At 72.5% G+C, this 24,799-nt stretch carries 19 protein-coding genes; 9 read left to right on the top strand and 10 right to left on the bottom strand.

Going from position 1 to position 24,799, the window contains the following annotated elements:
- Positions 1-259 precede the first annotated feature (259 nt).
- Together ACLQ27_RS24670 and ACLQ27_RS24665 are read left to right on the top strand one after the other, a co-directional pair.
- Positions 260-922, top strand: a complete 663-nt coding sequence (locus tag ACLQ27_RS24670) for a hypothetical protein (RefSeq protein WP_234583927.1) — start codon at positions 260-262, stop codon at positions 920-922.
- A 186-nt stretch (positions 923-1,108) separates the two neighbouring features.
- Complete coding sequence (locus ACLQ27_RS24665) at positions 1,109-2,617, top strand: phosphoesterase (RefSeq protein ID WP_425868851.1); 1,509 nt, start codon at positions 1,109-1,111, stop codon at positions 2,615-2,617.
- A gap of 110 nt (positions 2,618-2,727) precedes the next feature.
- On the opposite strand, the gene ACLQ27_RS24660 is transcribed toward ACLQ27_RS24665, so the two are convergent.
- On the bottom strand, positions 2,728-3,315 hold the full coding sequence (locus ACLQ27_RS24660) for a MarR family winged helix-turn-helix transcriptional regulator (protein WP_425868849.1): 588 nt from the start codon (positions 3,313-3,315) through the stop codon (positions 2,728-2,730).
- 115 nt (positions 3,316-3,430) lie between these two features.
- Here ACLQ27_RS24660 and ACLQ27_RS24655 point away from each other — a divergent pair, with 115 nt between their 5' ends.
- On the top strand, positions 3,431-5,023 hold the full coding sequence (locus ACLQ27_RS24655; RefSeq protein WP_357489762.1) for an LLM class flavin-dependent oxidoreductase: 1,593 nt from the start codon (positions 3,431-3,433) through the stop codon (positions 5,021-5,023).
- Positions 5,024-5,035: 12 nt separating this feature from the next.
- Here the strand turns inward: ACLQ27_RS24655 and ACLQ27_RS24650 are convergent, their stop codons facing one another.
- Both ACLQ27_RS24650 and ACLQ27_RS24645 read right to left on the bottom strand, forming a co-directional pair.
- Positions 5,036-5,902 (bottom strand): helix-turn-helix domain-containing protein, encoded by an 867-nt coding sequence (locus ACLQ27_RS24650; RefSeq protein WP_357489764.1) that lies wholly within the window; start codon positions 5,900-5,902, stop codon positions 5,036-5,038.
- A gap of 14 nt (positions 5,903-5,916) precedes the next feature.
- On the bottom strand, positions 5,917-6,636 hold the full coding sequence (locus ACLQ27_RS24645; protein ID WP_357489766.1) for a helix-turn-helix domain-containing protein: 720 nt from the start codon (positions 6,634-6,636) through the stop codon (positions 5,917-5,919).
- Positions 6,637-7,002: 366 nt separating this feature from the next.
- Here ACLQ27_RS24645 and ACLQ27_RS24640 point away from each other — a divergent pair, with 366 nt between their 5' ends.
- The 4 genes from ACLQ27_RS24640 to ACLQ27_RS24625 all read left to right on the top strand — a co-directional run bounded on the left by ACLQ27_RS24640 (position 7,003) and on the right by ACLQ27_RS24625 (position 16,642).
- The gene (locus ACLQ27_RS24640; protein WP_425868846.1) at positions 7,003-13,014 is read left to right on the top strand and encodes an RHS repeat-associated core domain-containing protein; all 6,012 of its coding nucleotides are present in this window, start codon (positions 7,003-7,005) and stop codon (positions 13,012-13,014) included.
- A 29-nt stretch (positions 13,015-13,043) separates the two neighbouring features.
- Positions 13,044-14,696 (top strand): FG-GAP repeat protein, encoded by a 1,653-nt coding sequence (locus tag ACLQ27_RS24635; protein WP_357489770.1) that lies wholly within the window; start codon positions 13,044-13,046, stop codon positions 14,694-14,696.
- Between the two features lie 96 nt (positions 14,697-14,792).
- The gene (locus ACLQ27_RS24630; RefSeq protein ID WP_357489772.1) at positions 14,793-15,389 is read left to right on the top strand and encodes an ArsR/SmtB family transcription factor; all 597 of its coding nucleotides are present in this window, start codon (positions 14,793-14,795) and stop codon (positions 15,387-15,389) included.
- On the top strand, positions 15,386-16,642 hold the full coding sequence (locus ACLQ27_RS24625; RefSeq protein WP_357489774.1) for an MFS transporter: 1,257 nt from the start codon (positions 15,386-15,388) through the stop codon (positions 16,640-16,642). The genes ACLQ27_RS24630 and ACLQ27_RS24625 overlap by 4 nt, the downstream gene beginning before the upstream one ends.
- A gap of 26 nt (positions 16,643-16,668) precedes the next feature.
- On the opposite strand, the gene ACLQ27_RS24620 is transcribed toward ACLQ27_RS24625, so the two are convergent.
- The 4 genes from ACLQ27_RS24620 to ACLQ27_RS24605 all read right to left on the bottom strand — a co-directional run bounded on the left by ACLQ27_RS24620 (position 16,669) and on the right by ACLQ27_RS24605 (position 19,579).
- Positions 16,669-17,364 carry an alpha/beta fold hydrolase gene (locus ACLQ27_RS24620; protein ID WP_357489776.1) on the bottom strand — a complete coding sequence of 232 codons (696 nt, stop codon included), beginning with the start codon at positions 17,362-17,364 and terminating at the stop codon, positions 16,669-16,671.
- A gap of 39 nt (positions 17,365-17,403) precedes the next feature.
- A complete protein-coding gene (locus ACLQ27_RS24615; protein ID WP_357489778.1) occupies positions 17,404-17,784 on the bottom strand; it encodes a VOC family protein in 381 nt (126 codons plus the stop codon).
- A gap of 191 nt (positions 17,785-17,975) precedes the next feature.
- Positions 17,976-19,013, bottom strand: coding sequence for an L-dopachrome tautomerase-related protein (locus ACLQ27_RS24610; protein WP_357489780.1), 1,038 nt, complete (start codon positions 19,011-19,013; stop codon positions 17,976-17,978).
- Positions 19,014-19,168: 155 nt separating this feature from the next.
- Positions 19,169-19,579 (bottom strand): MmcQ/YjbR family DNA-binding protein, encoded by a 411-nt coding sequence (locus ACLQ27_RS24605; protein ID WP_357489782.1) that lies wholly within the window; start codon positions 19,577-19,579, stop codon positions 19,169-19,171.
- 145 nt (positions 19,580-19,724) lie between these two features.
- On the opposite strand from ACLQ27_RS24605, the gene ACLQ27_RS24600 reads away from it, so the two are divergent.
- The gene (locus ACLQ27_RS24600) at positions 19,725-21,527 is read left to right on the top strand and encodes an acyl-CoA dehydrogenase (protein WP_357489784.1); all 1,803 of its coding nucleotides are present in this window, start codon (positions 19,725-19,727) and stop codon (positions 21,525-21,527) included.
- 12 nt (positions 21,528-21,539) lie between these two features.
- Here the strand turns inward: ACLQ27_RS24600 and ACLQ27_RS24595 are convergent, their stop codons facing one another.
- On the bottom strand, positions 21,540-21,716 hold the full coding sequence (locus ACLQ27_RS24595) for a hypothetical protein (protein ID WP_234583914.1): 177 nt from the start codon (positions 21,714-21,716) through the stop codon (positions 21,540-21,542).
- A 183-nt stretch (positions 21,717-21,899) separates the two neighbouring features.
- Positions 21,900-22,613 (bottom strand): spermidine synthase, encoded by a 714-nt coding sequence (locus ACLQ27_RS24590; RefSeq protein WP_425868841.1) that lies wholly within the window; start codon positions 22,611-22,613, stop codon positions 21,900-21,902.
- Between the two features lie 128 nt (positions 22,614-22,741).
- Between ACLQ27_RS24590 and eccB the strand changes: the two genes are divergently transcribed.
- Positions 22,742-24,115 carry a type VII secretion protein EccB gene (gene eccB, locus ACLQ27_RS24585; protein WP_425868839.1) on the top strand — a complete coding sequence of 458 codons (1,374 nt, stop codon included), beginning with the start codon at positions 22,742-22,744 and terminating at the stop codon, positions 24,113-24,115.
- Between the two features lie 51 nt (positions 24,116-24,166).
- Here eccB and ACLQ27_RS24580 read toward each other — a convergent pair whose 3' ends face one another.
- On the bottom strand, positions 24,167-24,772 hold the full coding sequence (locus ACLQ27_RS24580; protein ID WP_425868837.1) for a class I SAM-dependent methyltransferase: 606 nt from the start codon (positions 24,770-24,772) through the stop codon (positions 24,167-24,169).
- Between the last annotated feature and the right edge of the window lie 27 nt (positions 24,773-24,799).

Genomic DNA, 24,799 nt, shown 5'->3' with positions numbered 1-24,799 from the left:
GAGGTGGGCCGAACGTTAAGGAATCCCAACAACTCACATATCCATTGATGGGAATTCCACCATACGGCAGTCGACAATGTACCGCTGGTGATCCGACGTTTTGGCGAGTCGACTTCGTTTTTCGGCTATGGCGCGAGGTGATCCTGCGCCTGCTGTCCTAGTCGCTCCGGCGGCCACAGCGAAATCTTGTTCATGATCTCCGGGCGTCGCGGCGTCCGGTCCACTGCCGGAGATCCGGCCAGCAGGCGGAGGTGAGGCGTTGGACAGTAACGATCCGGACCGCGTCGTTCGGCTGGCGGTGGGCGAAGCGCTGGCGCGGGTGGCCGACGAGGACAGCCTGGGACTGGGCGAGGGAGACGCGCTGGCGAGCCTCGGCGTCGCGCTGCGGACGGTGCTGCGCCGCGCGCTCGACGACCGGGTGCCGCTGGCCACGCCCGAGTTCGTCGACCTGTGCCGCGACCTGCGGCTCAATCGTGACTCCTTCGACCTGTTGGGGCACTACCTGCTCACGGCGCTGCTGGCCCACCAGGTGGGGCCGGACGCTCTGGTCCGCGTCGGGGCGCTCCTGGGCACCGTCCGGCGCTATCTGCCCGCCCCCCGCCCACCCGCGCGACGCAACGGGGGCCCCGAGCCCCGGCGACGCGACGTACGTGCGGACAACAGTGTGGTCGGCCGGTACCGACGGTCCAAGCTGCCCGAGCACCTGCCCAGCCCGCCGAGCTGGACCTGCACCGGATGTGGCCGCGAATGGCCCTGCGCCACCAAGCAGAGCCAACTGCTCGCCGAGTTCGGCGGGGCGCGTGCCGCGCTCGCCGTCTACCTCGGGTCGTGCCTCGTGGCCGCCGCCCAGGATCTGCCGACGCTGCCCCTGCCCCGAGCACGACTCCGCTTCCTGGGCTGGCTGCCACGCGCCCGGATCTGACCCGCGCCCGCTGCTGCGTACGCCCCGCTGTCGGCGCGTGACCCGCTGCCGTACCTGGCCGCGCCCTTCAACGGGCTCGGCCAGGGTGTTCATCGTGCACCCGTCCGCCGTACGGCGGGTGTTCACCAACCTCTTCAAGGCTTCTTGATCGAAAGAGCATTCGCTTGATCGAGGAGAGGCTCTCACGTGAGAGACAAGCAAGCCGAAGAGGTCGAGCGCGCGCAGTTGTCGCGGCGCAAGCTGGTCAAGTACGCGGGTGTCGGCGCGACGCTGGCCGCCGCCAGCCCGCTGGTGGGCGCGGGCGCGGCGTGGGCCGACGAGGAGCGCCGCCCCGGCGACGACACGAACGACCGGGGCAACGCCAAGAACCGGTCCTGGCGCGCGGGTGACCACCACGTGCACTCCGAGTACAGCGGCGAGTTCGACACGACGAAGAGCCCGATCGTCTTCCACAAGGGCGCGGACGCGGTCTACCCGATCGTCACCAACGCGATCATGGCCAAGAACTTCGGCCTGACCTGGGCGATGTGCACCGACCACGGTGGACCGACGCACTCCAAGGTGAACATCGAGCAGGCGTACCCCGACCTGTTGCGCTCGCGCAAGCTGGTCCCCGAGGTGCTCCAGTTCTGGGGCATGGAGTTCGACGCGCCCTCGCTGGACCACCACACGCTGATGATCCCGCGCCACGACGACGAGGCGAAGCAGCTCTTCGAGCTGGAGAGCCGGTTCGCCAAGTACGACGCGTTCCCCACCGACCCGGCCCGCGACACCGAGGCCAAGATGGTGGAGTTCCTCAAGGTCGCCCGGGGCATGCCGCACAAGCCGCTGGTGATCGCCCACCACGCGTCCCGTTCGGCGCCGGGCCTCGGTGTCTACGGTCAGGACACCCCGCGGGAGTTCCGCAACGGCAACAACGCCGCGCCCGACGTCTACATCGGCTTCGAGGGCGCACCTGGTCACCAGGCCGGCCCGCTCAACGGCGGGGCGCGGGGCGGGTACGGCAACCACCCCACCTACGGTGGCTTCGACCAGATGACCGCGCGGGTCGGCGGGCTCTGGGACTCGCTGCTCGGTGAGGGCCGGCGCTGGTGGATCACCGCGACGTCGGACTCGCACGTGCACTGGACGCGCGGCGGCTCGGACTTCTGGCCGGGCGAGTACAGCAAGACCTACGTGCACGCCCGCCAGGACTACGGCGACATCATGGACGGCCTGCGCAACGGCCGGATCTGGGTGACCACGGGTGACCTGATCCGCAGCCTCGACGTGACCGCCAGGTCCCAGGGACAGACGGCGGAGGTCGGCCAGACCATCACGGTCAGCCGCCGCAGCCGTACCGATGTCGAGATCGAGATCACGTTCCGCCCGCTGGACGGTGTGAACGGCAACGGGGACCGTCCCGAGGTCCGTCGGGTCGACCTGATCGTCGGCCAGATCACCGGGCCGAGCGCCAACCTCGACGCCGACACCAACCCCACCACGAAGGTGGTGGCCCGGTTCGGCCCGCGCGACTGGCGTCGCCAGGGTGCGGACTACGTCATCCGGCACACCCTGTGCAACGTCGAGGCCGACACCTACGCGCGGGTGCGCGGCACCAGCACCGACGAGGCCGAGCCGCTCGCCGACGGGCTGGAGAGCCCGTGGGACGACCTGTGGTTCTACTCGAACCCGGTGTTCGTGCACGTGCGCTGACCCGTCGCCCCCGGCGACGCTGCCGCGACACAATGGGCCCGCCGGCACTCCTCGACGCACGATGGTCGGGGAGTGCCGGCGGGCCCGCGCCGGCGCGGATCACCGCCCGGTCAGGCGTCGCCGCGTGCTCGGGCGGCGCGCGGTCGACCGCGCTCGGGCGGTGCGCCCGGCCGGCTCGGCGTCGGCGCTTCGGGCTCGGGCCGTACCTCGGCGACCGCCTGGCAGAGGTCGCGCAGCGGGTCGATCGCCTGCGTCGAGCAGGCGATGCGTTGCAGCAGTGCGCGCAGGGTCGCCGACTCGGTGGGCGTGAGCGCCCCCAGCAGGTGCGCCTCGACCTGCCGCAGCGCCTCGCGTTGCTGCTCCCACGCCGCCCGCCCGGCGTCGGTGACGTCCACCAGTCGGCTGCGCCGGTCGGCCGGGTCCGCCCGCCGGGCGACGAACCCCGGGCGTTCGAGGTCGTCGATCAGGTACGTCAGCACCGTCCGGTCGATGCCCAACTCCTCGGCAATCGCGCCCTGGTTGCGGGCCGGCCCGGTGGCCGCGGCGGTGAGCACCTGATAACCGCGCGGGCCGCCGGGGAAATCGGTAAGGGTGTGCTCGGCTGCCCGGATGTAGCCCCGGAACACGATTCCCAGCATCCAGCCCAGATCGTCGTCGAGGGGATCGGGCCGGTCCGGCCGATCGCTGGCACCCGTCATGCCCCGACAATAGCGCAGGATCACAAACCTTGTTGGCAGCAGATGTTCTGTCTGGCATAAGGTTGGGGTCACGACGCATCGTCCGACGCGTCGCGGACGACGGGAGGCTCGCACGATGAGCGACTACGGCCACGACCTGGTCTTCGGATCGTTCACCACGCCCGGCAACGACGATCCGGACCGCACGGTCGGGCTGGCGGTCCTGGCCGAGCAGGTCGGGCTGGATCTGGTCACCTTCCAGGACCATCCGTACCAGCCGCGGTTCCTGGACACCTGGACGCTGCTGAGCTTCGTCGCGGCGCGCACGGACCGCGTACACCTGTCGGCGAACGTCACCAACCTGCCGCTGCGCCCGCCCGCCGTGCTCGCCCGCAGCGTCGCCAGCCTCGACCTGCTCAGCGGGGGTCGGGTCGCGCTGGGTCTCGGCGCGGGGGCGTTCTGGGACGCCATCGAGGCGATGGGCGGCCGGCGGCTGACCCCCGGGCAGGGCGTACGGGCGCTGGAGGAGGGCATCGACGTCATCCGGCAGATGTGGGACGCCTCGGCGCGCGGTGGCGTGCGGGTCGACGGCGAGTTCCACCGGGTGGTCGGGGCCAAGCGCGGCCCGGCCCCGGCCCACGCGGTGCCGATCTGGCTCGGGGCGTACAAGCCGCGCATGCTCGCGCTCACCGGTCGCCGGGCCGACGGCTGGCTGCCGTCACTGGACTACCTTCAGCCCGGTGACCTGGCCAGAGGCAACAAGATCATCGACGACGCCGCGCAGGAGGCGGGCCGCTCGCCCCGCGACGTCCGCCGGCTGCTGAACATCTCCGGCACCTTCTCGTCGGCCGGGGGCGGCCCGCTGCACGGACCCGCCGAACAGTGGGTGCGGGAGCTGGTCGAGTTGGCGCTGGGCGACGGCGTCGGCACGTTCATCCTCGCCAGCGACGACCCCGACGACCTGCGCCGGTTCGCCGGCGAGGTGGCCCCCGCCGTGCGCGAACTGGTCGCGGCCGAACGCGACGGTGGCGCCACGTCGACCCGTACTCCCGCCGAGCCGGTGGTGGCCGCGGAGCCGGCGGCGCTCGTCGCGCGCTCCGCGCGGCCGACCCGCGCGCGGGTGACCGCCGGGGCCTTCGCTGTGGTGCCGACCCCGGACGACGGCCGGCGGCTCAGCGACCGGCAGGTCTGGGACGAGTCCGCCCGTCCCACCGGGCCCGCGCCCGACCCGACGCGCACCTACACGGCGCACGAGCAGGCCACCGGCCAGCACCTGGTGCAGGTGCACGACGGCCTGCGCGGCGAGCTGGCCCAGATCCACGACCTGATCGAGCAGGTCGCCGCGGGTGAGATCGACGCCGGCGCGGCGCGCTCGCAGATCAACACGATGACCATGCGGCAGAACCGGTGGACGCTGGGCGCGTACTGCGAGTCCTACTGCCGCATCGTCACCACCCACCACACCATCGAGGACCAGGCCCTCTTTCCGCGGCTGCGGCAGGCCGACCCGCGGCTGCGCCCGGTGGTCGACCGGCTGGAGCAGGAGCACCACGTCATCCACGACGTGCTCGAGGGTGTCGACAAGGCGCTTGTCGCGTACGTCGGGGCGCCGGACGGGCTGGCCGAGCTGCGCGCCGCGGTGAACCTGCTGACCGACGCCCTGCTGTCGCACCTGAGCTACGAGGAGCGGGAACTCGTCGAGCCGCTGGCCCGGCTCGGGGTGAGTTGAGCGGCGGCACCGTCAGTCGGTGACGCCGAAGCACTCCCGTCCTGGTTGGTCGCCGGCGGGGTAGTAGCAGGCGCGCAGGCTCGACGGGTCGGGTGCGGCGATCATCGCCGTGGTGGTGACCTGCTGGTCCGTCGTCGGGGCCGCCGTGACGGTGGTCTGCGGGCGGGCGTCCGGTCCGCTGATCTCAAGGCGGAAGCCGGCGTGCGTGGGCCAGGTGCGGATCCAACCGGCCCGGCAGCTCGGGCTGAGGCGGATCTCCAGCCGGGTGCCGTCCGCCGCGGTGTGGGACGCCACAGTGACAGGGTCCTCGCAGGCGGTGGTGCGGGGGTTGCGGCCCTCGCAGGCTTGCAGCTCGCAGATGGGTGGGCGGGGGCCCGCGACGGTGGCGGCGCGGGACGCGTGGACCACGGCGGCCGGCGTGACCATCGCCGCGCACGCCAGGGCGACCCCGACCGCGCTGGCCACCGGACGTGTGGCGACCAGGTCGGAGGCGGCCAGCAGCGCTCGGCGCGTGCGCCCGGGGCGCCGCCGGGGCGGTGCGTCGGTGCGCGCGACGTCGGATGCGCTCGTCGCACCGGTGGCGGTCTGCGCGCGGCCGCTCCAGGCCGCGTCGGCCACGTCCCAGCACCTCAGAGCCCTGTCGTCGGGCTCACCCGCGGCCTCGCACAGCGCCCGGACCGCCTGGCGGGGCGGGAACTGCTTGCCGTTGAGATAGCGTTCCCACGACGACCTGCTGATCGCGGTCGTCGCCGCCAGCTGGTCCAGACTCAGGCGGCTACGGTCCTTCAGGTCCCGCAGTTCGGTGACCAGGAGGGCGCACGGCGCGGGCAGCGTGCGCGGGAGCGCGCGCCAGCGGGTCGCGTTCGGTGGGTACGCCATCGCCGGTCCCTCGCTCATCGCACATGCCGCAACAACTGCCACGTCTGCTGGCTGACGATCCCGTCGGCGGGCAGATGATCCTGCAGCTGCAACCGCTTCACCTCGGCCTCGGTGTGCTCGCCGAAGTACCCGTCCACCTCGCCGGGGGACAGGTTGTGGCGTCGCAGCAGACACTGCACCTCGGCGGCGTCCGGACCGGTGCTGTTGCGCATCACCAGGTGTGACGTCGTCGTGCTGTTGCCGGCGAACAGCAGGTCACCCTGCTGGGTGTACGTGCACGCGTACCTGCCGACGTCGGTCGCCACCGCGGGGTCGTCCTCGCGCCAGGGATCGACGAGCAACAGGATCGAGGTGACGGCGGAGAGCAGCAGCGCGCCCCCGGCGACGGACAGCGCAGCGACCCGGACCCGCGGCTCGGCCCGATCTGGCTCCGGCCCGTGCGCGTCACCGGACGCCGGGACCTCGGTGGACGGTGGCTCGACCCGTTGACTTGCCGCGAGCAGAGCGAGCAGGGGGACCGGATCGGCTCTGGTGATCTCGGCGAGGGCGACGACCGCCGTCTCGGGCGGCAGCGCCTTGCCGTTGAGGTACCGCTCCCAGGAGGAGGCGCTGAACGCCGTCTTCGTCCCCAGAGCCTTCAGGCTCAGCCCGCTGTGATCCTTGAGCTGTCGTAACCGGACGACCAGAAGATGCGCGTGCTGGTCCAGCGTCCCCGGCAGGGTCCGCCACCTCACGACGCGCTCCGCGGCGCCACCAACCCCCGTGGGGATCGCGAGCGGGTCTTCGTCAAGGGAATCGGACCATTCGCCGTCGGCAATGTGACCGGTTGTCAGATTAGCGCCCCGGCCAACGTGACTCAACGTCGTCGCTCGATATCCCGGGACGTACCCGTGTCGGCCGCGTTCGTGCAGGTCCTCAGGGGAGAGGTCCCGAGACGTCTCCGATCGACCGACATGGCGGGCGGCGTGGTCCCGGTGCCGCGCAAGCTGACGCCCTGATCGCTGTCGTGCGCGCCAGTCGCACGGGGGCTTCGGGCCGCCCGGGCCCGCGGCGCAGCGAGCCGGCGGCCCCGCCTCGGCCGCGTGGACGTAAGGAGACCCATGCGTACCGGACGTTATCTCGCCAGGTGGGTGCTCGGCGCGGTGAGCGTCGTCGCGATCGTCGCCGCAGCCGGTACGACGGTGGTGGCCCCGACGCCGGCCCACGCCGCCTCCGGCTCGCCCCGGGAGCGCTCGGTGCCCGGCAGGACGGTTCCCCGCGTCCGGACGACCCCGGACCCGGAGGCCGACGCGGCCACGCCGTTGCCGGCACCGCACTGGCCGGCCGCCGGCACTGTCGACGTCACGCTCGCCCCGGGACATCCGGTGCGGGCCGGCTCGCTGCCGATCGAAGTGTCCGCGACCGGGACCGGAGACGCGCCTGCCGAGGTCCGGGTGGAGCTGCTCGACCAGGAGAGCCGGGCGGCGCTGGACAGCGTCGGGACGGCGTTCAGGCTGTCCCGTCGCGCCGGCGGATCGGGCCGGGTCCACCTCGACGTCGACTACTCGCGCTTCCGCTACGGCTACGGGGGGAACCTCGCCGACCGGCTGCGGCTGGTCCGTGTTCCGCAGTGCGTGACCCGCGAGTGCGTCCGGACACCCGCTCCGGTGGCCGCCCGCAACGACCTGGCCGCCGGCCGCCTGTCGGCGGACGTCGACAGCGGCCCCGATCAGGTGTACGCGGTGACCGCCGCCGCGTCGGGGACCGGAACCGGTGACTACCGCGCGACCGACCTGTCCCCGGCCGAGAAGTGGACCGCGGGAACCAACTCCGGCAGTTTCACCGAGTCCTACCCGCTGCGGCTGCCACCCTCGGTCGGAGGCGACGCCCCGGACCTGTCCCTCGACTACGACTCCTCCACCGTGGACGGACGTACGTCCTCGACCAACAACCAGGCGTCCTGGGTCGGGCTCGGGTGGAACCTCGGCATCGGATTCATCGAGCGGCGGTACCGGTCCTGCGTCGAGGACGGAGATGCGTACCACGCCGACCTGTGCTGGGTGTCGCCGTACTCCGGGGACGAGGACGGCGCCGCGTTCGTGCTGTCCCTGGACGGGGTCTCCACCGAGCTGATCAAGACGGCGGACGGCACCTACCGGATGCGCGACGACCGCGGCTGGAAGATCGAGCATCGGTTCAACGGGTCGAACGACGACAACACCGGCGAGTACTGGGTGGTGTCCACACCGGACGGCGAGCAGCACACCTTCGGCAACCGGAAGGACTCGAACTGGACCGTGCCCGTCGTCGGCGACGACGCGGGGGAGCCGTGCCACTCGACCGCGCCGGTGCCCTGCCGCCAGACCTGGCGCTGGAACCTCGACACGGTGGTCGACGCGAACGAGAACGTGACGGCCGTGTACTGGACGCCCGAGACCAACAACTACCGGCAGGCCAACGGTGGCGCCACCTACCGCTACGACCGGGGCGGCCACCTCGACCGGATCGAGTACGGCATGCTGGCCGGCCAGCACCCCAGCGCGCAGGTCGACTTCACCGCGGTCGGCCGCTGCACCCAGCGGATCGCCAACCCGACCGCCTCCTGCCCGGCCGTCTCGGCGGCCAACGCCACGTCGTACCCGGACGTGCCGACCGACCTGGTCTGCGCCGACGGCGCCGGCTGCGCGAAGTACTCACCGACGTTCTTCAGCACCAGCCGGTTGGACCTGATCTCGGCCCAGGTGTGGAACGCGCAGGCACAGACGTGGCAGGAGACGACACGGTGGCGGCCGACGTTCGCCTTCCCGCCCACCCCGGACGGCACCACGCCGTCGCTGTGGCTCAACAGCATCCAGCAGACGGGCCTGTGGGGTGGCGAGACGGTGACACTGCCACCTGTCGCGTTCGACGGGATCTTCCTCGGCAACCGTCAGGACTACACGACCACCGCGCAGCAGTTGCAGATGCGACGGCTGTCGGTGGTGCGCAACGGCCTCGGCGGCGAGACCCGGGTCAGCTACGGACACGCGTCCCCGGCCACGACCTGCCCGGCCGGCGGCGAGAACACCGGGTGGGAGGCGGGGGTGCTGTGGGACCAGAACCGCTACGAGTGCTTCCGGGTGCGCTTCAAGCCGGAGGGCGCCACCAACCCCGTCAAGGGCGTGTTCCACAGGTACCTGGTGACCAAGGTCGACCAGGTCGACCTGGTGGGCGGCTCACCGACCATGAGCACCTCCTACGCGTACGGGGTGGACCAGCTCGTGCCGTGGCCGGCGTGGCACCGCGACGACGAGCTGACGGTCGCCGCCAAGGACATGGACTGGACCGACTGGCGTGGCTACCAGACCGTGCGGGTCACCGAGGGCAGCGGCGGAGCGGACCGCCAGAGCATCACCGACACCCGGTACTTCCGAGGCATGAACGGGGACCTGCTCGGCTCCGGCAGTGCCCGCACCGAGGCGGTCAAGGACTACACGGGCCAGCCCTGGCCGGACGACCCGCAGCTGGCGGGCACGGTGCTGCAACAACAGCGCTACCGGCGTAACGCCGACAACTCGTTGACCGAGCTGGAGTCCTCGCGCAGCACCTACTGGGACTCCGGGATCATCGCGGACGGGCCCGGATCCCACGACGTGCACATGGTGCGCCCGGCCTACGAGTACCGGCGCGACCGGCGCGGCGACGGCACCTGGCGCGAGAGGGCCAAGCGGTCCGACGGCTATTCCGTCGGCAACGGCGGCCTGGTTACCCGGGAGGCCGACCTCGGCGAGACGGGTGTCGCCGACAGCGTGTGCACCGAGATCGGCTACGCCCAGAACACCGCGGCCGGGCAGTGGATGCTCGACTTCGTCGAACGGAGGGAGACCCACGCCGGCGACCCGGACGGCCAGAGCCTGCGGTGCCCCGGCCCGGTCGTCGACCGGACCGTGACGCTCTACGACGGCGCCACCGGACCGGGCGACGGAGTGAACGAGCCGACCGACGGCAACCCCACCGAGGTCCGCTCCCACACCGCCGACGGCACGTACAACTGGGTGCGCAACACCTACGACGACTACGGGCGGGAGCTGACCGAGACCAACCCCGACGGTGTCACCCGCACCGGCTACAGACCGGCGACCGGGTTCCCGAGCGACGGGGTCAGCGTCACCGACCCCAAGGGCTTCACCGCCACCAGCTACCCGTCGCCCGCCTTCGACGACACCGAGGACAGGAACGTCGACGTCAACGGCCGCACCACCACATCGGCGTACGACGGCGTCGGGCGGCTGCGCAAGGTGTGGCTGCCCACGGAGCAGCAGACGGGCACCACCACGCCCTCGTACGAGTTCACCTACCGCATCACCGCCACCGGCGCCGAGCAGCCGAGCAGGCCCACAGTCGTGACGGCCCGCCAGTTGCAGACCCTGGCCGGGACGCGGGTCGAGTGGTTGACCACCCACACCTACCTCGACGGTCTGGGGCGTACCCGTGAGGTGCAGGCGCCCGCCCCCAGCGGGTCCGGCCGCACCGTCACCGTCACCGCGTACGACGACCGGGGTCTGACGGCGGGCACGTCCCAGCCGATGTGGAACAGCACCGCCGCGGGGGACAACCCGGACCTGCTGCTCAACCCGGCCACCTCGACGGTCCCGTCGTGGACCGAGCGGCAGTACGACGCGCTGGAACGGGAGGCCCTCTCGACCGTGTACGGACTCGGCGCGGCCACGGCACGCACGACGACTGACAACTTCGGCAACGGCACGATCGTCACGCCACCGGTCGGCGGCCGGACCGGCAGCTGGCAGGACGCGTTCGACCGGGTCGTCCAGACCCAGCAGAACCTGCCGGCCGGCGTGTCGACGCCACAACCCGGGGCACCGACCACCTCGTACACCTACACCCCCCGGGGTGACCTCGCGTCGGTCACCGATCCCGCCGGAGACGTCTCGGCCTACACCTACGACTGGCTCGGTCAGCGTCTCACCGCGAAGGACCCGAACGCCGGACTCACCACCTACACCTACGACGGCGTCGGCCGGGTCGCATCCGCCACCGACGCCCTGCGCAAGAAGGTCAGCTACAGCTACGACGCCCTCGGGCGGCGCAGCGTCACCTGGTCCGGCGACGTGCAGACCGGCACGAGGCTCGCCGAGTGGACCTACGACACGGTTCCCGGTGGGAAGGGACGGCTCGCCGCCACGACCCGCCACGTCGGCACCGACAGGTACCGGACCGAGGTGGCCAGCTACGACGACCGCTACCGGGTCACCGGGAGGCGATGGGTCGTGCCGACGAGCGAGAAGAGCCTCGCCGGCACGTACGAGATCACCTACGGCTACGACCGCGCGGACCACCTGACGGACACCACCTACCCGGCGGGCAACGGTCTGGCCCAGGAGACCGTGCACCAGGGCTACACCGGCACCGGCGTTGCGGACACCCTCGCCAGCGAGCTGGGCACCTACGTCAGCGGCACGGCGTACCACGAGTTCGGCCCGGTGAAGAGCCGTGACTACGGCGGCGCGGGGGAGGTGCGCCGCAGCTACCGCTACGAGGACCGCGGCGAGCGGCGGCTCGTCGGCCTCGGCGCCACCGCCGGCGCCGACACGTCGACGCCCCGCACCGTGCAGTCCGACGAGTACGGGTACGACGCCGTCGGCAACGTGCGGCAGGTGGCCGACGGCACCACCGGGCAGGCCGAGTGCTTCGGCTACGACGGGTTGCAGCGGCTGACCGACGCCTGGACCACCACGGCGGGGACCTGCGCCGGGGGATCCGGATCAGCTGACGGCGGCGGATTGGACCCGTACCGGCTGACCTACGCCTACGACCCCACCGGAAGCATCACGTCTGTCACGTCCGGGAGCGAGTCGCGGACCTACCGCTATCCCCAACCGGGACCGGAGGCGGTCCGACCGCAGGCCGTCAGCGCTGTCGGCGCCGACACCTTCGCCTACGACGCCGACGGCCAGGAGACCTCGCGCACCGTCGACGGATTCACCACCACCTCGTCGTACGACGAGGGCGGGCGGCTCACCGAACAGACCACCGCCGGGGCCACGACCGGCTACGTCTACGACGCCGACGGGACGCGGCTGATCCGGCGGGCCCCCGGTGCCACGACGCTGTATCTCGACGGCGTGGAACTCGTCCTCACCAGCTCCGTTTCCGCCACCCGGTTCTACCAACTGGGCGACGACCTGGCGGCGATGCGGACCTCCGGCGGCGTCCGCTTCCTGCTCACCGACGAGCAGGGCAGCGTCCAGTTCGCCGTCGACGCCACGACGCCGGGCGCCACACACCGCGTGAGCGGCGACGGTGTCTCCCGGCAGCGGTACCTGCCGTACGGGGCGCACCGTGGTGGCGACACCATCAGCGGCACCGATCGCGGTTACCTGGGCAAGGTCGAGGACGCGTCGACGTCGCTGGTCGCCCTGGACAACCGTCAGCACGACCCGCTCACCGGCCGGCTCACCAGCCCCGACCCGTTGCTGAACACGGACAACCCGGCCAGTCAGAACGCCTACGCGTACGCCGACAACAACCCCACGACCCTGAGTGACCCGAGTGGGCTCTGCATTCCGGGCGACTGCCCGCAACGCATGGCGGGTCTTCTCCGGCTGGCGGCGAGCACAAAGAACAAGAAGCAGCGCAACCGCTACCGCCAACTGGCCTACCGGTCGGAGCGGCGGGAGGCGCGCATCTACCGGCGGGTCTACCAGCGATCGGACCGCATGTCGGTCTGCTGGAACCTCAAGCGCGGCTGCCACTCGCTGCCGCAGCGCGACCGGCAGCCGCCCAGGAAGCACTGGGTCGTCGCGCGGTTCGTGCACGAGCACCGCAGCGCGTTCGAATGGACGCACGCCATCGGAGCCGCCGTGAACGTCGTCGGCTCCGGGGTGGCCGTCGGGTGCGCCGCCTTCTACGGCTGTGGCGGCGTCGGCCCAGCAGCCCAACGCGTCGCCCAGCTGGGCGCGACGGCGCAGGCAGTGTCCGGGGTCGCCATGGCCATCGACACCTGCTCGTACGAGTCCCGCGGCAAGTGCGTGACGGAGTCGATCGAGGCCGGCATCGATGTCACGAGCACTGCTATGCCCGGCCTGTCGGCCCGGGCCGCGTACCGCTTCTACGACCTCCGGACCAGGCCGTGAGGAATTCGAGTACCCAGAGGAGAATCTTCGTGAACCAACGCAGGAGAGTTCTGCCCGCAGCCGTGGTCGCCGCGGTCCTGACATCGGTCGCGGTGCCGGGCCCGTCCGCAGCCGCACAGCCCGCCGTCGAGGGTGGTGCCGACGTCGGCATCGCGGCCGCCGCGGGCCCGGCGAGCCGGGCCGACGTCACCGGCGACGGGATCCCGGACATCGTCGTGGCCAGCGGCGCCCGCTCCGTCGGGTTCCCCGACCCCACCGCGCCGAACGAAGTCGGCGGGTCGGTCTACGTGATCCCCGGCGGCAGCACGGTCCCCGGGCAACCCGTGGCGCTCCTGCACCAGAACGACCCGTCGGTGCTCGACTCGCCGGAGACGACAGACAACTTCGGCGCGCAGATCGTCACCGGCGACTTCAACGGTGACCGGCGCGCGGACGTGGCCATCGGCAATCCGAAGGAGTCCATCGGCGCGGTCGCCAACGCCGGCGCGGTGACAATCCTGTACGGGCAGCCGACGCCGCCGTACCTCGGCCTGATCGCGAACGGCAACGCGTTCATCACCCAGAACAGCGGCACCGTCCCCGGTGACGCCGAGACCAACGACTACTTCGGCGCGGGCCTCACCACCGGCGACTTCAACGGCGACGGGTACGCCGATCTCGCCGTCGGCACCCCGGGCGAGGCGATCGGCACCGTCGGCGCGGCCGGTGGCGTCTGGGTGCTGTACGGGGGGAGCAGTGGCCTGCGGGTCGACAACGCGGCCGCGTTCGGGCAGGAGACCAGCGGCATCGGGGGGACTGCGGAGAAGAACGACCACTTCGGCTCATCGGTCGCGGCTGGCGACCTCACCGGCGACGGCCGTGACGACCTGGTGATCAACGTCGAGGGCGAGGACGTCAGCGGTACGACGGGTGCGCAGGGCTGCGTGTATGCCCTCAAGGGTTCCGCAGGCGGTGTGACGGTGACCGGCAGCACGTCGGTGTGTGTGGACAAGACGAAGACCGGCGGGAGCTACAGCAGCGTCGCGATCGGTCGTTTCCACGGCGGCAGCAACGCCGACGTCGTGGTCTACGCCGACCAGTACAAGGGCGGTCCCAGCAGGTCCGGTGCCCTTGTCGTGCTGCGCGGCGGCACCGACCTGATCAGCAGCGCGCGCACGCTTGTCATCTCGCAGAGCTCACCGGGCGTGGGCGGGAGCGCCGAGGCCGGTGACCAGTTCGGCGCCGCGCTAGCGGTCGGCGACCTCGACAACGACGGCGCGGACGATCTCGCGGTCGGCGTCCCCGGGGAGGACTCCGGCGCGGGCAGCGGGCAGGGCATGGTCCACGTCTTCCTCGGCGGCGCGTCGGGCCTGCAGTCGGGACTGGACTCCACGTTCCAGGAGGGCCACTCGTTGATCAACGCCAACCCGCAGCCCAGCGAGGCGTTCGGCAGCACGGTACGCATCCTCGACGTGACCAACGACGGGACGCCGGAGCTGCTGGTGACCGCGCCGTTCGAGGACTTCTCGTACAACACCGGAGCGATGTTCGTGCTCGGCGTGCAACGGACCAGCGACACCGTCGCCCTCACCGGGTGCACCACGCTGACCAGAGCGGCCCTCGGCGGCGTCTCCGCGTACGGGACGGGTCTGCCGATCGCCAACGGCGTGATCCCGCCGACGGACCTGCCGAACGTCACCTGATCCTCGCCTCGCCCTGGGCGGCTGAACGGGGGGTGCCCAGGGCGAGGCGGCGGCCCGGGGGTTGCTCCGGCGGACCTGAGAGACTACTTTCGAAACATGTCTCTCAAGAATCCGTACGGGGATTTCGAGATCACCGAGCCGCAGGCGCTGCGGGCGCTGGCGCACCCCGTCCGGCTGGCCATCCTCGACCGGCTCCAGCGGCACGGCCCGGCCACGGCCACCGGCCTGTCGCCGCACGTCGGCGCCACGCCGTCGGTGGTCAGCTGGCACCTGCGCCACCTCGCGACGTTCGGCCTCGTCACCGACGCCGACGGCGCCACCAGCAAGCGGGAGCGCTGGTGGCAGGCGGCCGCCCGGGGCTTCCGCTTCACGCTGCCCGACGACGCCGAGGGGCAGGCCGCCGCCCGACAGCTGCGCGGCGAGATGTTCGCCCGCTACGCCGACGCGCCCCAGCAGTGGCTGCTGCACGACGAACCCCGGCTGGACGCCGAGTGGCGCGGGCTGGCCGGGGTGGCCGACACCAGCTTCGTCGCCACACCCGACGAGCTGCGGCACCTGGAAGACGCGATCGAGGAGCTGCTCGCCCCGTACGTGCGGCGCAAGGACGACGAGACGACGCCGGACGGCGCCCAGCTCGTCCGGATGCTGCGCTACCTGCTGCCCGAGGCCGGCGACGATTCGTCCACGTCATGACGGCGCTCGACGCCCCACCCGCACCGGCGCTGGGACGCGACCGGCGGTTCCGCACCTTCTGGATCGGCCAGACGATCACCGCGTTCGGCGACCGGGTCAGCGAGCTGGCCCTGCCGCTGATCGCCGTCTCCCTGCTCGCCGCGACGCCCGTGCAGGTCAGCGTCCTCACCGCGCTGATCTGGCTGCCCAACCTGCTGGGCCTGTTCCTCGGCGCGTGGGTGGACCAGCGCACCCACAAGCGTCGACTCCTGATCATCGCGGATCTGCTGCGCGCGGCGGTGCTGCTCAGCCTGCCCGCGGCCTACCTGTTCGGGGCGGTCACCCTCACCCAGCTGTACCTCGTGGCGCTGCTCACCGGCGCCGGGGCGGTGCTGTTCGCCCTGGGACAACAGGCGTTCTTCGTCGCCCTGGTGCCGCGGTCGGCGTACGTGGACGCGAACAGCAAACTCAGCGTGAGCCGGTCCCTCTCGTTCATCGCCGGCCCGGCCGTCGGCGGTGGACTCGTCCAGGCGCTCAGCGCGCCGGTGGCGATCCTCGTCGACGCGGTGTCCTTCCTCGCGTCCGCGCTGCTGCTGCGGCGCATCCCGGTCACCGAGCCGCCTCCGCCGCCACGGCGGACGTCCACGCTCGGCCTGGTCCGCGAGGGCTTCGCGCTGGTGCTGCGCCACCCGGTGCTGCGTGCCGCGCTCGGCTGCACCAGCACCGTCAATTTCTTCACCTTCATCGCCACGGCGCTGCTGGTGCTCTACGCCAACCGTGAACTCGGCCTGTCGGCCGGCGCGATCGGCGTCGCGTTCGGCATCGGCGCGCTCGGCGGACTCGCCGGCGCGGCCCTGGCGCCCCGCGTCTCGCGGGCCATCGGGCTGGGCCGCACCGCGATGATCGGCGCGGTGGTCTTCCCCGCGCCGCTCGCGCTGACGGCGTTGGTCGCCGGCCCCACCTGGGCGAAGGTGGCCATGCTCGCGGCCATCGAGCTGGTGTCCAGCGTCGGCGTGATGCTGATGGACGTCAACCTCAACGCCCTGCTCACCGCCGTCACACCCGACGACGCGCGCGGTCGTCGGGCCGGCGCGTACAGCGCCGTCAACTACGGCATCCGGCCGCTCGGCGCGCTGGTCGGCGGCGCGCTGGGCACCACCATCGGGCTGCGGCCGACCCTGGTCGTCGCCGGAGTGGGCGGCATGCTCGCCGTGCTGTGGCTGCTCGCGTCCCCGGTGCGCCGCATCAGGACCCTCGACGACGCCGTGACCTGACCCGCCGGGCCGGCGCACGCGGAGAGTCAGCCGATCTGCTCCACCAGCAACCGGGCCAGCTCGTCGGGCTGCGAGAACATCGGCCAGTGGCCCGTCGCCATCGTGACCAGCCGCCACTGCTCGCTGGTCAGCAGCGCGGACACGGTGTCGTTGGGCTCCGGCCCGTCGAGCAGGCACTTGACGTACGTCGTCGGCAGCTCGCCCAGCGGGCGGGCCAGCACGGCCGGCTCGGTAAGCGTGGCGCCCGGGTGGGGGGTGCAGCCCTTGACCAGCCGCGCGATCTGCTCGTCGGTGAGCCCCTGACCGTCGAACTCGGCCACGTCGAGCGGCGGCCAGTCGCCGCCGTTGTCGGCGAGCACCGACCCGAACGCCGCCTGGCCCTGCCACCAGCCGGACGCGAACGACAGGCCGTCGACCGGCACCTCCGCGTCGACGTAGACCACCCGGGTCAACCGGTCGCCGATCCGCCCGGCGGCCTGACCCACCGGGATGCCCGAGTAGCTGTGCCCGACCAGCACCACGTCGCGCAGGTCGCGTCGCTCGATCTCGCCGACGATGTCCTGCACGTGGGTCTGCTGACCGGCGGGCACGCCCCGCCTCTCGGCGAGACCGGAGAGGGTCAGGGGACAGGTCCGGTGGCCGGCGGCCCGCAGCCCCGGCACCACCTCGTCCCACGCCCACGACCCCAGCCACGCGCCCGCCACCAACACCACATCCGCCATGGCCGGAACCCTAGCGCCGCCCTCCGACAGCCCGGCGCGTCACGACCAGGTTCGGGACTGGGCGTCGAACACCTCGGGTGGGCTCTCGACCGGCAGCACACAGAGCAGGTGCCCGCCAGGCGCCCGCAGAATCCGACACTCCAACCACTGCGACGCCTCGGTGGCGCCCAGACCGACCAGTCGGGCGGTCTCCGCCGCCACGTCGTCGGTCTCGATGTCGAGGTGGTAGCGCGGCGCGTCGTCGACGGACTGGACGGCGGTGACCAGGCCCGGCAACGCCTCGTGCAGGCCGACGAACTGCGGCTCGGCCGGATGGGTCCGGGTGTCGACGCCGAGCGCCGCCGACCAGAACTCCGCCGCCCGCGCGGCCTCCGCCTCGGGCGCGTCGATCAGCAACGCGTACACACGGCTTCGATGCATGCGAGGCAGGATATCGAGGACTCCCACCCACCGCAGGTCGCGCCGAGGCGAGCGGCGATCTGCGCCGGCAGCGGGTGACCGGCAGGTGGTCCGTCGCCGGCCCGCACCAGCTGCCGTACACAATGGATGGTTGAGGTCCGTGACGGCGACACGACGTGATCCGCACCGACCGCTTCTCAGGAATAACGCCGTCAGGCGTGGTCGATCGGGGGCGGACCGGCGTCGACAGGCATCCGGTAGATCCGGACCGGATAGTCGACGGCCGCGTGGCCGCCATTGAGGCCGGCGGTCAGGTGCAGTTGGGCCGCCGGCAGCCAGAGGTGACCCTCGGCGTCGAGCCACATCGCGTCCACCCAGGCCAGACGCGGGTCGGCGACGAGCGTACGGACGCTGCGGTCCGGCGCCAGGGCGAGCACGCGACGTCGTTCCACATCGCTGACGTAGATGGTGCCGAGCGCGTCGATGGCCGTCCCGCCGGTGCTGGGCGTGTCCCACCAGGGCTCGACCCGCCGGGCCAACTCCTCCGCGGACAGCGTCGGGTCGTCCAGCCAGCGGGTGCCGATCCGGGACATCCCACCCGAGGCCGGCTGGTAGTACAGCCACCGACCGTCCGGCGACACCTCCAGCTGGTCGGCGTTCAGGCACACCTCGGCGCCGCTGGGATCCCGCAGCGCCCGGCCGTCGGCGACCACGGGCCCGCCCACCGTGCTCGGGTGCCCGTCCAACACCCGTCGGCACCGACCCGAATCGAGATCCAGCACGAGGAGGCCGGGCATGCCGGCGTCGGTGAGGTACGCGATGTCGCCATGAAACCGGACGTCGTCGACGTAGCTGTGCGGGCGCACCGCGTCGTCGAGGTGGTAGACCCGATCCACCCGGTCGCTGGCCACGTCGACGGCGATCAGCCGCGCGCCGCCGGGCACCTGCTCACCGCCGAGCTGCCGGGACCCCGAATCGACGATCCACAGTCGGCCGTCCGGGCCCGCGCGCAACCCGTTGACGTGCACGAACGTCCCGTCCGGCGGTTGGTCCGGCTCGTTCCACGCGGCGTCCGGGTACGGGTTGCGGCCGCCGTCCGGCAGCGCCTCCGCCACCTGCACGCCCGGCCGGTCCGCCGCCGGGTAGCTCAGGAAGACCCGCCCCCGCAGGGTGGTCACACCTGTGCACACCCGGTCCTCGACGAGCACTGGCGTCAACCGAAGGTCCTCCTCGGTGCCAAGCCTGGACATCTGCCGCTCCTCACGCGACGGGCGGCGTCGCCGATTCCCGTCGATGACCCGCCACCGTTGGCGCGGTATCCCCGTGCCGGCCCCGGCGAAACGCCGAGACGGCGGACGCCGGTGCGCTGCCGGCCACACGCCGGCACGGCGGGCGCCGGGCGCGTTCAGCCGGGCCCGTCGACAAGTGCGGCGAGCCGTTTGGGCGCCTGCACGCGGTAGCTCTCGGTGAGCAGCTCGCCCACCTCGTCCCAGTCGGTGTCCGCGTCCAGGATCATGCCCAGCACGTTCGGGCTCCAGTCCGGCTTGTAGAAGGGGTGCCCGACGCTCAGGAGACCGGCGATCTCGTCGAGCGGTGATCGGAAGACCAACAGGCAGGCCGGCCGGTCGAGCGTGGCGGCGCGCGCGTGCGCCCCCTGACGGTCGGGGTCGACGGTGAGCACGTGGGCGAAGGTGCGCCGGCGGATCCGCCAACGTGTGCCCACCCAGGCCGGCTCCTCGTAGGTCTCCGGCAACCCGCGACAGATCGGGCGTAGCCGGTCGAGAACCTCGGGGTCGACGTCTCCGGGTGCGGTCACGGGCAGGGACGCTAGCCGACGGGTACGACAATGACGCCCGCCGACGGGCGGCGGTGGTGTGCTCCCGGTGGATCGGTCAGGATGGGTCGGGGCGACGCCGGGCCGCCGCCCCCGCCCGACAGACCCGAGCCCGCCGAGGAGTTCCGTGCCGTCCACCCTGCTGTCCCGCCGTGACCTGGACTTCCTGCTGCACGACTGGTTGCGGGTGTCGCAGCTCGTCGAGCGCCCTCGCTACGCCGAGCACTCCCGGGAGACCTTCGACGACGCGCTGGACCTCGCCGAGCGGGTGGCCACCGAGCAGTTCGCCCCGCACAACCGGGCCGCCGACCTTGCCGAACCGACGTTCGACGGGCAGCGGGTGCGGCTGATCCCGCAGGTGCGCGCGGCGTTGGACAGCTTCGCCGAGACGGGTCTGCTCACCGCCGGGCTGGACGCCTCGGTCGGCGGTCTGCAACTGCCGCAGGCCGTCGCCGCCGCCTGCTTCGCCTGGTTCCAGGCGGCCAACGTGGCCACCTCGGCGTACCCGATGCTGACCCTGGGCAACGCGAAGCTGTTGTTGGCGCACGGCAGCGCCGAGCAGGTCGACACGTACGTCCGACCCATGCTGGAGGGCCGGTTCTTCGGCACCATGTGCCTGTCCGAGCCGCACGCGGGCAGCTCGCTGGCCGACATCACCACCCGGGCCGAGCCGCAGCCGGACGGGACGTACCGGCTCTACGGCACCAAGATGTGGATCTCCGGCGGCGATCATGAGCTGGCCGAGAACATCGTCCACCTGGTGCTGGCGCGGATTCCCGGCGGGCCACCCGGGGTGAAGGGCATCTCGCTGTTCATCGTGCCCAAGGTGCTCGTCGAGCCGGACGGGTCGCTCGGCGACCGCAACGACGTGGTGCTCGCCGGGCTCAACCACAAGATGGGCTTCCGGGGGACCACCAACACCCTGCTCAGCTTCGGCGACGGCGGCCACACCCCGGCCGGTCGCCCCGGCGCCGTCGGCCACCTGGTCGGCATGCCACACCAGGGGCTCGCCCAGATGTTCCACATGATGAACGGGGCCCGGATCGGTGTCGGCGCCGGTGCCATGGCGCTGGGCTACACCGGCTATCTCAAGAGCCTGGCGTACGCCCGCGAGCGGCCGCAGGGCCGGCCGGTCGACGCGAAGGACCCCGCGGCCCCGCAGGTGCCGATCATCGACCACCCGGACGTACGGCGGATGCTGCTGGCGCAGAAGAGCTACGTCGAGGGTGCCCTGGCCTTGGTGCTCTACTGCGCCCGGCTGCTCGACGAGGAGCAGACCGCCCCGCAGCAGACCGACCGCGAGCGGTCGCACCTGCTGCTGGACGTGCTCACCCCGATCACCAAGAGCTGGCCCTCGCAGTGGTGCCTGGCCGCCAACGACCTGGCGATCCAGGTGCTCGGCGGCGCCGGCTACACGCGCGATCACGACATCGAGCAGCACTACCGGGACAACCGGCTCAACCCGATCCACGAGGGCACCCACGGCATCCAGGCGCTTGACCTGTTGGGGCGCAAGATGACCATGCGCGACGGCGCGGGTCTGCTCCTGCTGACCGAGACCATCGGCGACACCGTCGGCCGGGGCCGCCGGGCCGGGGGAGAGGCGGCCGAACTGGCCGACCGGCTGGCCGGCGCGGTGGACCGGATCGTCGCGGTCACCCGGCGGCTCTGGTCCGGCGGTGACCCGGTGCTGGCCCTGGCCAACGCCAGCGTCTACCTGGAGGCGGTCGGGCACGTGGTGATCGCCTGGATGTGGCTGGAGCAGGTGCTGGCGCTGCCGCCCCGGGAGGACGGCGACGCCTTCCACGCCGGCAAGTGGCAGGCGGCCCGCTACTTCTTCACGGCCGAGCTGCCCCGGACGGGCCCGCAGTTCGACCTGCTGGACAGCCTCGACCGGACCACGCTCGACATGCGCGCGGACTGGTTCTGAGCCGCGCCGGCGTCACCGTCGGCGGGTCTGGTGGTGCATGGCCTGCCGTCCCTTGACCACGCCCAGGATGATCACGATCACCAGCGCGATCAGGCCGATGATGATCAGCCAGCGGACCGCCTCGAGGAGCAGCCCGAGCAGAATCAGCACGCCGGCGACCACACCGACGACCCAGAGCAGGGCACGCATCGCGACCTCCCGTAACCCGGCCGCGGCGCGAGATGCGGCGACCCCGGGGCCACCTTCCCGATCCCGCCCACCTGAAACGCCAGCCCGCCGTGGACGCGCTGCGTGACACCGCGCTGGGCGAGCGTGATCGTGACCGGTGGTCGTCCGTGACAGGCGCGCTGACCGGTGAGTGGCGGGCGGGATTCAGCGGTGGGCGACGTAGACCGTGTTGGCGGACTGGCCGCCGGTCAGCGGGTTGGCGAACGGCACGACATGCGCCCGCGCGGTCGCGAACACCTCCGTGAGCGCCGCGATGAACTCGTCGTCCGGCGGGTCGTCCGACCACAGCGCGAAGACGCCCTCCGGGCGCAGCAGCGCGGCGAGTCGGCGCAGCCCGTCCGGCGTGTAGAAGGGGGCGTGGCTCGGGTGCAGGACGTTGCGCGGCGAGTGGTCGACGTCGAGCAGAACCGCGTCGAAGAGACGCCCGGGTTCCTCGGCGTCGAACCCGTCGTCGCCGGCCACGGCGGCGAAGAAGTCGGCTCGCGCGAACCGGGTCCGGGGGTCCTCGGCGAGACCGGCCGCGAACGGCAGCAGCCCTCGCCGGTGCCAGTCGATGACGTCCTCGATGGCCTCCACCACGAGCAGTGCACGCACCCGCGGGTCGGCCAGCGCGGTGCACGCGGTGTAGCCCAGCCCGAGGCCGCCGACCACCACGTCGAGGGCGTCGCCGGTGAGTTCGGCCAGGCCCAGCCGGGCCAGCTCGATCTCGGCGACGGGGAAGAGGCTGGACATCAGGAACTCGTCGTCGAGCTTGACCTCGTACACCTCGACCTGCAGCGCCGGATCGCGGCGCCGCCGCAGGCTGATCGCGCCGATCGGGGTCTCCCGCCAGGCCAGCTCCTCGAAACGCGCGCCCACGGGTGCCCTCTCGCCGCCGGATTCGTCCCCGGATGGTACCGGTCGGGGCCGGGACGGCCACGCAGGGTCCACGGGACATCGACGCAGCGCATATCCTGTGGCCCGGTCGAACCAGCGGAAGGGACCTCATGCCGTCGCGGCAGGATCAGCTGCACTCCTACCAGTTCAGCGTCCAGCGGGCGGTCGCCGCACTGGTGATGCGGGAGACCGACCCCGCCCAGTCACCGTTTCGGCGGCTGGCGGGCGCGGGCCTGGCCAGCGTCCTCGTCGCGGCGATCGGGCTCGGGGGTTCGGCGCTCTACGGCCTGTTCGCCGGTGGTGGCAAGGGCTGGCGCGACCCCGGCGCGGTGATCGTGGAGAAGGAGTCCGGCGCCCGGTTCGTCTACCGGGAGCAGAAGCTGCACCCGGTGCTCAACTACGCGTCGGCGTTGCTGATCGTCGGCGCGGACTCCTCGAAGACCGTGCTGGTCTCCCGACGCTCGATCGACGACGTGCCTCGCGGCCTGCCCCTGGGCATCGCCGACGCACCGGACTCGCTGCCCGCTCCCGGCCGGCTGGCGACCTCGGCGTGGACGGTCTGCTCGACGGCCGCTGGCGAGGACCCCCGCTCCGCGCTGCTGATCGGCACCGACCCCGACGGCGGTCGGCCGCTGGGCGACGACGCGCTGCTGCTGCGCCATCCCGACGGCGGCCTGCACCTCGTGTGGCACCAGCGCCGGTATCTGGTCCGCGATCCCAACCGGGTGCTGGCCGCGCTGGCGACCACCCGGACGCGCGCGGTGCCGGTCGCGCCCGCCCTGCTCAACGCGCTTCCCGCAGGCGTCGATCTGGCCCCGCTGGCGCTGCCCGGCGAGGGCCGACCCTCCACCCGCGTGCCGGGCGCCACGATCGGTCAGGTCTATCTGGTGCGCAACTCCGGCGGCGGCCGGCAGTACGCGGTGGCGCTCGACGACGGGCTGGCCGGGATCACCGAGTTGCAGGCCGGGCTGCTGCTGGCCCGCACCGGGCAGGGGGAGTCCGAACCGATGACGCTGGGCCGGTTCGCCGCCCTGCCCACGCTGCCCGATCTCGCCCCGAGCGGCCCGACCGCGCCGCCGCCGGTGCCGCCCCGGCTCGCCAGCTCCGACGACGCGGCGATCTGCGCCCGGGTCGGCGACGACGGCGGCACGGGCGAGGTGCTGCGGGGCGTACGGCTGCCGGACCTGGCGGCCGTCCCGCGGACCGCGCCGGGCGGCGGCGCGGCGCTGGCCGACCACGTGGTGGTGCAGCCGGGTGGCGGGGCGGTGGTCGAGGCCGCGGCGGCGCCCGGCGCGTCCGGAGGCGCGGTGTCCGTGGTCACCGACCTGGGCCGGCGGTACGTGCTGGCCGACCGGGAGGTGCTGGCGATGCTCGGCTACCGCGACGTGCGGCCGGTGCGGCTGCCCGCCGGCCTGGTCAGCCTCGTGCCGGCCGGCGCGACCCTGGACCCGGCCGCGGCCCGGGCCGTCGCCGCCCCGTCCTGATGCCCGTGGTGGTGTCGCCCGGGCGGCGGGCGGCGGCCCGCCGGTCGGGCGTCAGGTGGCCGGGCGGCGCAGGATGCTGACCGCGAACGGCGCGTCGTCGCGCCACGGCCGCAGGTCCCAGGTGGCGAAGCGGTGTTCCAGGCGCAGCCCGGCGGCTACCGCGTCGGCGTCGAACGCGGTCAGCGGGTAGCCGCGTTCGGTGCCGAAGCCCACCGCCAGCACGCCGTCGGGGCGCAGGTGCCCGGTGAGTCGGCGCAGCACCTCCGGCTCGGTGCCGGCGGCGACGAAGGCGAGGACGTTGCCGGCGAGGACCGCCGCGTCGAACGGCTCAGCCTCGCCGAGCGCCGGCAGGTCCAGTTCGGCGAGGTCGGCGACCAGCCAGTGGGGGCCGGGGTGGTCGGCGCGGGCGGCCTCCACCAGTGCGGGGTCGGCGTCGACCCCGACCACTGTGTGCCCGCGCTGGGAAAGGGCCGCGCCGACCCGGCCGGTGCCGCTGCCGGCGTCGAGGATCCGCGAGCCGGGCGCGACGAGCGTGTCGACAAGTCGGGCCTCGCCGGCCAGGTCCGCTCCCTCGGCGGCGAGCTTGCGGAACCTGTCGATGTACCACTGTGAGTGCTCTGGACCGGTGTCGGTCGCCCAGCGGGTCGGGTTGGCCATACGGCCACCGTAACCGGGCCGGTCGGG

Origin of the sequence: Micromonospora sp. DT63 (assembly GCF_049841615.1) — a bacterium.
In the GTDB taxonomy this organism is placed as follows: Bacteria; Actinomycetota; Actinomycetes; order Mycobacteriales; family Micromonosporaceae; genus Micromonospora.
The sequence above is the reverse complement of the archived record's forward strand: the minus strand, read 5'-3'. Positions and strand labels throughout refer to the sequence as shown.